The 10,170-nt window shown below is 72.1% G+C and carries 8 protein-coding genes and 1 pseudogene; 5 read left to right on the forward strand and 4 right to left on the reverse strand.

The genetic code is table 11. The features are described from left to right. Positions 1–163: 163 nt before the first annotated feature. The 4 genes from FB457_RS29925 to FB457_RS29940 all read left to right on the forward strand — a co-directional run bounded on the left by FB457_RS29925 (position 164) and on the right by FB457_RS29940 (position 4,767). A complete protein-coding gene (locus tag FB457_RS29925) occupies positions 164–2,725 on the forward strand; it encodes a sensor histidine kinase (RefSeq protein WP_145783859.1) in 2,562 nt (853 codons plus the stop codon). 97 nt (positions 2,726–2,822) lie between these two features. After that, positions 2,823–3,506 carry a response regulator gene (locus FB457_RS29930; protein WP_047018516.1) on the forward strand — a complete coding sequence of 228 codons (684 nt, stop codon included), beginning with the start codon at positions 2,823–2,825 and terminating at the stop codon, positions 3,504–3,506. A gap of 32 nt (positions 3,507–3,538) precedes the next feature. Beyond that, complete coding sequence (locus FB457_RS29935) at positions 3,539–3,943, forward strand: OB-fold nucleic acid binding domain-containing protein (RefSeq protein ID WP_145783862.1); 405 nt, start codon at positions 3,539–3,541, stop codon at positions 3,941–3,943. Continuing rightward, positions 3,940–4,767 carry a DUF3159 domain-containing protein gene (locus FB457_RS29940; protein ID WP_047018518.1) on the forward strand — a complete coding sequence of 276 codons (828 nt, stop codon included), beginning with the start codon at positions 3,940–3,942 and terminating at the stop codon, positions 4,765–4,767. The genes FB457_RS29935 and FB457_RS29940 overlap by 4 nt, the downstream gene beginning before the upstream one ends. A 41-nt stretch (positions 4,768–4,808) precedes the next feature. Here the strand turns inward: FB457_RS29940 and FB457_RS29945 are convergent, their stop codons facing one another. Then, complete coding sequence (locus FB457_RS29945; RefSeq protein ID WP_047018519.1) at positions 4,809–5,477, reverse strand: potassium channel family protein; 669 nt, start codon at positions 5,475–5,477, stop codon at positions 4,809–4,811. 64 nt (positions 5,478–5,541) lie between these two features. After that, complete coding sequence (locus tag FB457_RS29950) at positions 5,542–6,213, reverse strand: potassium channel family protein (RefSeq protein WP_047018520.1); 672 nt, start codon at positions 6,211–6,213, stop codon at positions 5,542–5,544. Positions 6,214–6,405: 192 nt separating this feature from the next. On the opposite strand from FB457_RS29950, the gene FB457_RS29955 reads away from it, so the two are divergent. Then, complete coding sequence (locus tag FB457_RS29955) at positions 6,406–7,764, forward strand: TRAM domain-containing protein (RefSeq protein ID WP_145783866.1); 1,359 nt, start codon at positions 6,406–6,408, stop codon at positions 7,762–7,764. 332 nt (positions 7,765–8,096) lie between these two features. Here the strand turns inward: FB457_RS29955 and FB457_RS29960 are convergent. Next, positions 8,097–8,480: pseudogene (locus tag FB457_RS29960) on the reverse strand (transposase); the annotation flags it as partial. Positions 8,481–8,782: 302 nt separating this feature from the next. Continuing rightward, a complete protein-coding gene (locus tag FB457_RS29965) occupies positions 8,783–9,844 on the reverse strand; it encodes an exo-alpha-sialidase (RefSeq protein ID WP_145783868.1) in 1,062 nt (353 codons plus the stop codon). Positions 9,845–10,170: the final 326 nt, after the last annotated feature.

Consider the following 10,170-nt stretch of genomic DNA (forward strand, 5'->3'; position numbering starts at 1 on the left):
CCGCCGCTCGCCACCCGTACGCCCCACGGCCCCGCAGGGCCTCCGGCTCCCGTCAGGGATGCGTCAAGGTCCGGTCCCCGGCCCCCGCCGGGTGCGCCGGACCGCCCGCGCGGTCGTACGCTCGACGGTGCGACACGCACGAAAGCGGGCGGACAATCGAGTCATGACACGGGGCAAGCTGCGGATCTACCTGGGCGCGGCGCCGGGCGTCGGCAAGACCTACGCGATGCTCTCCGAGGCGCACCGCCGGCTGGAGCGCGGCACCGACGTGGTCGTGGGCTTCGTCGAGCACCACGACCGGCCGCGCACCGAGGTGCTGCTCCACGGCCTGGAGCAGATACCGCGCCGCGAGCTGGACTACCGCGGCACGCGGTTCACCGAGATGGACGTGGACGCCGTCCTCGCCCGCCGGCCCACCGTGGTGCTCGTCGACGAGATGGCGCACACCAACGTCCCCGGCTCCCGGAACGAGAAGCGCTGGCAGGACATCAAGGAGCTGCTGAGCGCCGGCATCGACGTCATATCGACCGTCAACATCCAGCACCTGGAGTCGCTGGGGGACGTCGTGGAGAACATCACCGGCGTACGACAGCGGGAGACCGTGCCGGACGCCGTGGTCCGCAAGGCCGGCCAGATCGAGCTTGTCGACATGTCGCCCGAGGCGCTCCGCCGCCGCATGGCCCACGGCAACATCTACGACCCCGGCAAGATCGACGCCGCGCTCTCCAACTACTTCCGCCCCGGCAACCTCACCGCCCTGCGCGAGCTGGCGCTGCTCTGGGTCGCCGACCGCGTCGACGACTACCTGCGCGAGTACCGCAGCGAGCACGACATCCGCGACACCTGGCAGGCCCGCGAGCGCATCGTCGTCGGCATCACCGGCGGCCCCGAGGGCCGTACGCTCATCCGCCGCGGCGCCCGGCTGGCGACCAAGGGTGCGGGCGGCGAGATCATGGCCGTCTACATCTCCCGCAGCGACGGCCTCACCCCCCTGAACACCGCCCCGCCCGAGGAACTGGCCGTCCAGCGCACCCTCGTCGAGGACCTGGGCGGTACGTTCCACCACGTCATCGGCGACGACGTGCCGGACGCCCTGCTGGAGTTCGCGCGCGGCGTCAACGCCACCCAGATCGTGCTGGGCTCCAGCCGCCGCAAGGCGTGGCAGTATGCCTTCGGCCCCGGCGTGGGCGCGACCGTCGCCCGCGAGTCCGGGCCCGACCTCGACGTGCACATCGTCACCCACGGCGAGGTCGCCAAGGGCCGCGGGCTGCCGCTGGCCCGCGGCGCCCGCCTCGGCCGCGGCCGTATCGCCGCCGGCTGGCTCGTCGGCCTGGCCGGGCCCGTGCTGCTCACCGCGGTGATGCTCAGGCTCGACAGCACCCTGGGGCTCGCCAACGAGGTGCTGCTGTTCCTCTTCGCCACCGTGCTGGCGGCACTCCTCGGCGGCACACTGCCGGCGCTGGCCTCCGCCGGAGCCGGCTCGCTGCTGCTGAACTACTACTTCACCCCGCCCGTGGAGACCTTCACCATCGCCGACGCGCGCAACATCGTCGCCCTCGTCGTCTTCTTCGCGGTCGCCGTCGCGGTCGCGTCCGTCGTCGACCTCGCCGCCCGCCGCACCTCCCAGGCCGCCCGGCTGCGCGCCGAGTCGGAGGTGATGTCGCTCCTCGCGGGCAGCGTGCTGCGCGGCGAGGGCTCGCTCGAATCACTCCTGGACCGGGTGCGCGAGACGTTCGGCATGGAGTCCGTGTCGCTCTTCGAGCGGCAGCGCGGCGAGGACGGCTGGACCTGCGTCGGCCGCGTCGGCGCCAGCGCAGGCGCGCCCGCGGGCCCGGACGACGCCGACGCCGACATGCCCGTGGGCGACGACATGACGCTGGCGCTCACCGGCCGCAAGCTGCCCGCCGCCGACCGCCGGGTGCTCGGCGCGTTCGCCGCTCAGGCCGCCGTCGTCCTGGAGCGGCAGCGGCTGGCCGCCGAGGCCGTGGAGGCCCGCAAGCTGGCCGAGGGCAACCGCATCCGCACCGCGCTGCTCGCCGCCGTCAGCCACGACCTGCGCACGCCGCTCGCCGCCATCAAGGCCGCCGTCACCTCGCTCCGCTCCGACGACGTCGCCTGGTCCGAGGAGGACGAGGCGGAACTGCTCACCGCCATCGAGGAGGGCGCCGACCGGCTCGACGCCCTCGTCGGCAACCTGCTCGACATGTCCCGTCTCCAGACCGGCACCGTCACCCCGCTGCTGCGCGAGGTCGATCTCGACGAGGTGGTGCCCAAGGCGCTCGCCGGCGTGCCCGAGGGTAGCGTCACCTTGGGCATCCCCGAGACCCTGCCGATGGTCACCGTCGACGCCGGGCTGCTGGAGCGCTCGGTGGCGAACGTGGTCGAGAACGCGGTCAAGTACAGCCCGCCGGGCACCCCCGTCCTGGTGCAGGCGAGCGCCCTCGGCGACCGGGTCGAGCTGCGCGTCGTCGACCGCGGCCCCGGAGTCCCCGACAGCGGCAAGGACCGGATCTTCGAGCCCTTCCAGCGCTACGGCGACGCGCCCCGCGGCGCCGGCGTCGGCCTCGGCCTCGCGGTGGCCCGCGGCTTCGCCGAGGCGCTGGGCGGCACCCTCGTCGCCGAGGACACCCCCGGCGGCGGGCTGACGATGGTGCTCACGCTGCGGGCGGCACCGGGCCGCGGCACCCCCGCGCCCGCCGAGCTGCCGGCCCAGGCGACGACGTGACGGCCGCCGTCCCTGCCCGGCCGCCGGTATCCCGGCGGCGCCGGCGCGCGGCCCGTCTCCGTATCCGTATCCTCCGAATGGACGAAAGGCAGCCGCCATGCACCGGGTGCTCGTGGTCGACGACGAGCCGCAGATCGTGCGCGCGCTCGTCATCAACCTCAAGGCGCGCAAGTACGAGGTCGACGCCGCCCAGGACGGCGCCACCGCCCTCAGGCTCACCGCCGACCGCCACCCCGACGTGATCGTCCTGGACCTCGGCCTGCCCGACATGGACGGCGTCGACGTCATCCGCGGCATCCGCGGCTGGACCCGGGTGCCGATCCTGGTGCTCTCCGCCCGGCACAGCTCGGACGAGAAGGTCGAGGCCCTCGACGCGGGCGCGGACGACTACGTGACCAAGCCCTTCGGCATGGACGAACTGCTGGCCCGGCTGCGCGCCGCCGTCCGCCGCACCGAGCCCTCCGCGCCCGCCGGGGACCAGGCCGTCGTCACCACGGACGCCTTCACCGTCGACCTCGCGGCCAAGAAGGTCCACCGCGACGGCGCCGACGTCCGGCTCACCCCCACCGAGTGGCACCTGCTCGAAGTGCTGGTACGCAACGCCGGCCGGCTGGTCAGCCAGAAGCAGCTCCTCAAGGAGGTCTGGGGGCCCTCGTACGGCACGGAGACCAACTACCTGCGGGTCTACATGGCCCAGCTCCGCCGCAAGCTGGAGGCCGACCCGGCCCACCCGCGTCACTTCGTCACCGAGCCGGGCATGGGCTACCGCTTCGAGCAGTGAAACGGACCGCCCCGTGCGGGTACCCTGCGGGCATGGACCCCGCCCGCAGCGCCGACCGACCCGCCGGCCCGTTCCGCCGGCTGCTGGGCCGCATCACCGGCGCCGCGGAGCCGCCGGTGGAGGACAGCCTGCCGCCCGACGAGGAGACCGCCGACGTCACGCCGATCCGGCAGTGCCACGACCGCGCCGTCGTCACCGTCACCGGCAGTCTCCGCACCGTCACGCTCCAGCCGCGCGCCGGCGTCCCCGCGCTGCAGGCGGAGCTCTTCGACGGCACGGACTCGCTCGACCTGGTCTGGCTCGGCCGCCGCGCCATCCCCGGCATCGAGCCGGGCCGCAGCCTGACCGCCTCCGGCCGGATCGCCATGAGCCGCGGGCGGCGGGTGCTCTTCAACCCCAAGTACGAACTGCGACCCCTCGGACAGGAGCAGCGGTGACGTATTTCCAGAAGCCGGCCGACGAGCGCGCCGGAGGCACCGGCGCGACCGGCGGCCCGCCCGGGACCGCACCCGCGCCGGCGCCCCCGTCCGGGGACGGCGCCGGCCGCACCGCCTCCGACGTACCGGAGGGCGACTCGCAGGCCGTCACCCAGGCGGCCATGGCCGAGGCGTTCGGCGGCATCCGCGGCATGGTGGAGACCACGGTCCCCGGGCTCGTCTTCGTACTCGTCTACACCATCGGCTCGGACATCAAGCCCTCTGCGATCGCCGCACTCGGCGTCTCGCTGCTGCTCGGCCTCACCCGGCTGATCACCGGCGGCACCTTCAAGCACGCCTTCAGCGGCGTCTTCGGCGTGGTCATCGGCGTCGCCTTCGCGAACATGACCGGCAACGCCAAGGACTTCTACCTCCCGGGACTGCTCTACGGCCTGGGGCTGGCGCTCGCGTACATCCTCAGCACCCTGGCGGGCCTGCCGCTGATCGGGGTGATCCTCGGCCCGCTCTTCCGCGAGAACCTGTCGTGGCGCACCCGCAACCCCGGCCGCAAGAAGGCGTACGCCAAGGCGAGCTGGGCCTGGGGCCTGATCTTCCTCGCCAAGTCCGCGATCCTCTTCCCGCTGTACTTCTGGGCCGACCCCAAGGAGTTCGGCTGGGTGATCGTGGCGCTGAAGATCCCGCCGCTGCTCCTCGCGGTCACGCTCACGTACATCTTCCTCAAGCAGGCGCCGCCGCCCATCGACGTGATCGCGGAGGCGGAGGCGGAGGAGAAGGCACAGGCGGAACGGGAGAAGGCGGGCCGGCCGGCGGCCGAGCGCGACTAGCGCGCCGCCGGGTCAGTCCTCGCCGGGTCAGCGCCGCCGGGTCAGTCCTCGCGGCGTACCGAGAGCAGCTCCTCCAACTGCTCCTCGCGCGCCTGCGCGGCCACGAAGAGCAGCTCGTCGCCCGCCTCCAGGGTGTCGTCGGGCTTCGGGGTGAGGACCGTGCTGCCGCGGATGATCGTCACCAGCGTGGTGTCCGCGGGCCAGTCGACATCGCCGACGGAGGTGCCCGTGAGGGCCGACTCCTCCGGCAGGGTCAGCTCGACGAGGTTCGCGTCGCCGTGGCTGAAGCGCAGCAGCCGGACCAGGTCGCCGACACTGACGGCCTCCTCCACCAGGGCGGACATCAGCCGCGGCGTGGAGACGGCGACGTCCACGCCCCACGCCTCGGTGAAGAGCCACTCGTTGCGCGGATTGTTGACCCGGGCGACCACGCGCGGCACGCCGTACTCGGTCTTGGCGAGCAGCGAGACGACGAGGTTGACCTTGTCGTCGCCGGTGGCGGCGATGACCACGTGGCAGCGCTGCAGCGCCGCCTCGTCCAGCGAGGCGATCTCGCAGGCGTCGGCGAGCAGCCACTCCGCCCGCGGCACCCGCTCGACGGCGATGGCGGTGGGGGTCTTGTCGATGAGCAGCACCTCGTGCCCGTTGTCCAGCAGCTCGCCCGCGATGGAGCGGCCCACCGCACCGGCACCTGCGATCGCGACTCTCACAGCACTGCTCCGTTCACGTCCCCGCGCGCCTCGGCGTGCGTCCTGGCGGCCGCGAGTGCGTCGCTCACCGTCGGTCCTCCGTCTCCGGGCCCTTCGCACAGGCCGCCTCGACCTGCTCCACCTCGTCGGTACGCATGATCACATGCACCAGGTCGCCGTCCTGGAGCACCGTCCTCGCGGTGGGCAGCACGGCCTCGCCCTGCCGGGTGAGGAAGGCGACCCGTACACCCGTCTCCTCCTGCAGCTCCGCCACCCGGCGCCCGATCCACGAGGCCGAGGTGTGCACCTCCGCCAGCTCCACCCGGCCGCTCGGGTCCCGCCACAGCGGCTCCGCGCCGGAGGGCAGCAGCCGGCGCAGCATCTGGTCGGCGGTCCAGCGGACGGTGGCGACGGTGGGGATGCCGAGCCGCTGGTAGACCTCGGCGCGGCGGGGGTCGTAGATCCGGGCGGCGACGTTCTCGACGCCGAACATCTCGCGGGCGACGCGGGCGGCGATGATGTTCGAGTTGTCGCCGGAGCTGACCGCGGCGAAGGCCCCGGCCTCCTCGATGCCGGCGTCCTTCAGGGTGTCCTGGTCGAAGCCGATGCCGGTGATGCGGCGCCCGCCGAAGCCGGGGCCGAGGCGGCGGAAGGCGGTGGGATCCCGGTCGATCACCGACACCGTGTGCCCCTGCTGCTCCAGCGTGCGCGCCAGGGTGGAGCCCACCCGGCCGCACCCCATGATCACGATGTGCACGCGGCGTCCCTTCGCCCTGTCTGGCTTTTCGGTTCAAGCTACACACCCTCTGGGCCGGGGAGCACCCCGGGTGGTGCCGGTAGACGGGTGGGGCCGTGGGGACGCCCGTACGGTACGGGTCGGGCGGGCCGCCTAGACTGGCGCGCGCCCGGTCCGCCCGCAGCCGCAGAACCAGCCCCAGGAGTCCGCCCCGTGCCCGAAGAACAGCAGGCCCACGCCACCTCCCCGCCACTGGTGGGGGAGGAGTACGAGGTCGAGATCGGCGCGGTGGCGCACGGCGGGCACTGCGTGGCCCGTACGCCGGAGGGCCAGGTGCTTTTCGTACGCCATACGCTGCCCGGCGAACGGGTCGTCGCGCGGGTCACCGAGGGACGCGCCGGCGCACGCTTCCTGCGCGCGGACGCGGTACGGGTGCTGGAGCCGGCGAAGGACCGCATCGAGGCGCCGTGCCCCTACGCGGGACCCGGCAAGTGCGGCGGCTGCGACTTCCAGCACGTCGCCCCGGGCGCCCAGCGCCGGCTGAAGGCCGACGTACTCGCCGAGCAACTGACCCGGCTCGCGGGGCTCACCGCCGAGGACGCGGGATGGGACGGAACGGTGGAGCCGGTGCCGGGCGACAAGGTGCCGAAGGGCGAGGTGCCGGCGTGGCGCACCCGGGTGCAGTACGCGATCGACCCCGAGGATCACGCCGGCCTGCGCAAGCACCGCTCGCACGAGGTGCAGCCCGTGGACCGCTGCCTGATCGCCGCCCCCGAGGTGGAGGAACTGGGCGTGGAGAGCCGGGAGTGGCCGCAACTGGCCACGGTGGAGGCCATCGCCGCCACCGGCTCCGGCGACCGCCAGGTCGTCCTCACCCCCCGCCCGGGCGGCCGGCTCCCCCTGGTCGAACTGGACCGCCCCGTCTCCGTACTCCGCGCGGAGGAGCCCCGTACCCCGGGCGCCCCCGCGGCGATCCACCGCGTCCACGGCCGCGACTTCGTCCGCGAACGCGCCGCGGGCCGCACCTGGCGCGTCGGCGCGGGCGGCTTCTGGCAGGTGCACCCGCGGGGCGCGGACCTGCTCGTCGAGACGGTGATGACGGGCCTGATGCCGAAGAAGGGCGACATGGCCCTCGACCTCTACTGCGGCGTCGGCCTCTTCGCGGGCGCCCTCGCGGAACGCGTCGGCCCCAAGGGCGCGGTCCTCGGCATCGAGTCCGGCAAACGCGCCGCCGCGGACGCCCGCCACAACCTGGCCGACCTCGACCGCGTCCGCATCGAACAGGGCAAGGTCGACCGCGTCCTCCCCCGCACGGGCATCACGGAGGCGGACCTCGTAGTCCTGGACCCACCCCGCACCGGTGCCGGCCGCCAGGTGATCACCCAGATCACCGCCCTCCACCCCCGCCGCATCGCCTACGTCGCCTGCGACCCGGCAGCCCTGGCCCGGGACCTCTCCTACTTCACCGCCGCGGGCTACACCCCGAAGTGGACCCGGGCTTTCGACCTCTTCCCGATGACCCACCACATGGAGTGCGTGGCAGTGCTTGTGAGGGCCGAAAAGGCTTCCTGACCTGGGGTTTTCATTATGCACACGATGTGCGTTGTGTGCGGTATGAGCGATATCTTGACGCTGAAATGACGCTCTCCGAGGTATCTTGACGCTCGTTTGACGCTCGTTGATCTTGCTTCAAATGCCCTGCTGAGCGGGATAGACAGCATTTCTGATGGGCGAGTGAGCTTGCCGCTCCAGGCTGCTGAGTCCTGCGCGGAGGACGCGCACCGCCGTCCGTTGATCTTGGTCGAAGCAGTCGAGATCCCGAGTTCTGAGAACAGAAGAGGGCCGGGGTCGGGAGGGCGATCGGACCACCTCCGCTCGCGTGGAAAGCACTGTCCGCGACCACCTGCCCACACCCGCTCGCGCACCTCGGCGCGCGCGGCCCGGATTACGGCCAGCGCTCTCGGTCCGGCCGCAGCAAGGCCACCGATCAGGCGGGAGACGGTCGCATCGGAGGTCACCGGCCCGAAAACCACCGACTCGGCCCGCAGTGTGCCCACATCGGCCAGACGGTCTCCGCCCAGGGCCACCGCCAGCTCAAGCGTCGTCTTGCCGGGGTCGTGCACCGCCCGCGGCTTGCGTCACGGCGCGAGCGCCGCCGGTATCGCCGTGTCCAGCCAGGTCTTGCGGACCGTCTCGACAAACAACACCGCCCCGGCCTGGGCAGCTACCGCGCGGCCGTGGCTCTCGACACGAAGACGACGCGGGTACAGTCCGATACGCTTCTTCACCTGGGGAGCGCTTCTTTCTCGCAGCCAACAGGACCCTCGACAAGTCCTATCGTTGCAGGTCAGGGGCACTCCTCGTGTTTTTGATCACGTTTCGGACGGCGCATCCCGTAAAATCGCAAGGCTAGGCCAGGCTCATCGACCGGGCCATCACTGCGATGTCGACCCCAACGGGTACGTAGGCAGGGTAGTAGGCGAGTCTGCCGGGGCCGGACAGGCTGCAAGTGAGCTGGCACTCGGCGGTGATGGGTCGGCGGAGAGGGGATTCGTTCTGTGTCAGTCCCTGGCCGACCGGTTCGCGTACGTCAGATAGCGGCCAGCGGTAGCGTGACGAACTCGATCCTCCGGTACGGTGACCAGTCGCCGGTCTCGTACAGCACGCCGATGTTCTGGCCGTCGGGTAGCAGTGCCAGGTCGGAGTAGGCGGCGGGGAGGCCGGTGAGGTGGCGGGTGAGGCGCCAAGTGGCGCCGTCGTCGTCGCTTACCCAGAGCGCGAGTGCCGCGCGCTCCGATGGGTGGGAGGGGCCGGAGTAGAGCAGTCGGCCGTCGGGGAGGGTGAGCAGGCTGCCCTGGCAGTCCGGGCCGGGCAGCGTGGCCTGGGGGCGGATGTCCCGGACCAGGGACTCGCCGCGGTCGGTGGAGTAGGCGTCGCCGCGGTAGCCCACGATCGCGTCGGGAAGGCAGCGGGAGTTGATGTAGAGCCTGCCGTCCGGGAGCACGGCGCAGGCGGTTTCGTTCTCGTTCACGGACCCGTTGGGGACGGATGAGGTGTAGCCGACGGTCCAGGTCTGGCCGTTGTCGCTGTAAATGCCGTGTGCGCCGTAGTACTTGGTCTCCGCTCCGGTGTCGCTTCCGGTCGGCGAGCGGGTGTGCCAGCAGGGCACCACCATGCGGCCGCCGTCGAGTACGACGCCGTGCCCCGGGCCGGTCCCGTACCCGCGCATCCATCCGGGGCGCACCTGCGCCGAGATGTCGGCCGGCTCAGTCCACGTCTGCCCGTCATTCGTCGAACGCTGGACGTATATCCGCCGCGGCGCCGCCTCCCCGGTACGGATCATCTGCGAGGTGACGTTCGGCGGCTGCCGGCACGACAGCAGCAGGATGTCTCCCGATGCTGGCTCGACCACCACAGCCGGGTTCGCGGCGGTGTCGCCGCCGTGTGCGACGACGACCTGCTGGGGGAGCCAGTTCTTCCCGCCGTCCTCCGATCGTCGGACCACGATGTCGATGTCCCCGGTGTCGCCGGCGTCGGACACGCGGCCTTCCGCCAGGGCGAGTACGACCCCGGCCGGGGTTACCGCCAGCGCGGGGATCCGGTACGTGTGGTAGCCGCCAGTGCCGGCGGTGAAGGGCGTCGTCGTTGCCATGCGGTTGCTCCCTCGTACGCGAGAAACGCCCCGGGCCGGTCGGCACGGTGCTCCGATACCCACGCTGCCGTCCGTACGTACGACGAAGATCCGTATCACCTGGTTGTTTGCCGGACGTTCGCGACCAAGTCATCTGACATATCTACACTCCCGGCTCTCCGGCCACTCTCCGCGGCCGTGTGAGAAGCCGTTGTCGTACCGATCAAGGTGAGTGTGGGTTCGAGTGTGGCAACTCGGGCGGGTGATTTCCGGGTTTCCGGGCATGGAGGCAGGGCCTCCTGCACAGCTCGTGGGTGTCGAAGTCCATGAGCAACAGGAGGCCCTGG

The organism is Streptomyces sp. CNZ287 (assembly GCF_007827615.1).

Coding starts and splice junctions, on each gene's coding strand:
- FB457_RS29925 (WP_145783859.1), top strand. CDS start 164: ATGACACGGGGCAAGCTGCGGATCTACCTGGGCGCGGCGCCGGGCGTC.
- FB457_RS29930 (WP_047018516.1), top strand. CDS start 2,823: ATGCACCGGGTGCTCGTGGTCGACGACGAGCCGCAGATCGTGCGCGCG.
- FB457_RS29935 (WP_145783862.1), top strand. CDS start 3,539: ATGGACCCCGCCCGCAGCGCCGACCGACCCGCCGGCCCGTTCCGCCGG.
- FB457_RS29965 (WP_145783868.1), bottom strand. CDS start 9,844: ATGGCAACGACGACGCCCTTCACCGCCGGCACTGGCGGCTACCACACG.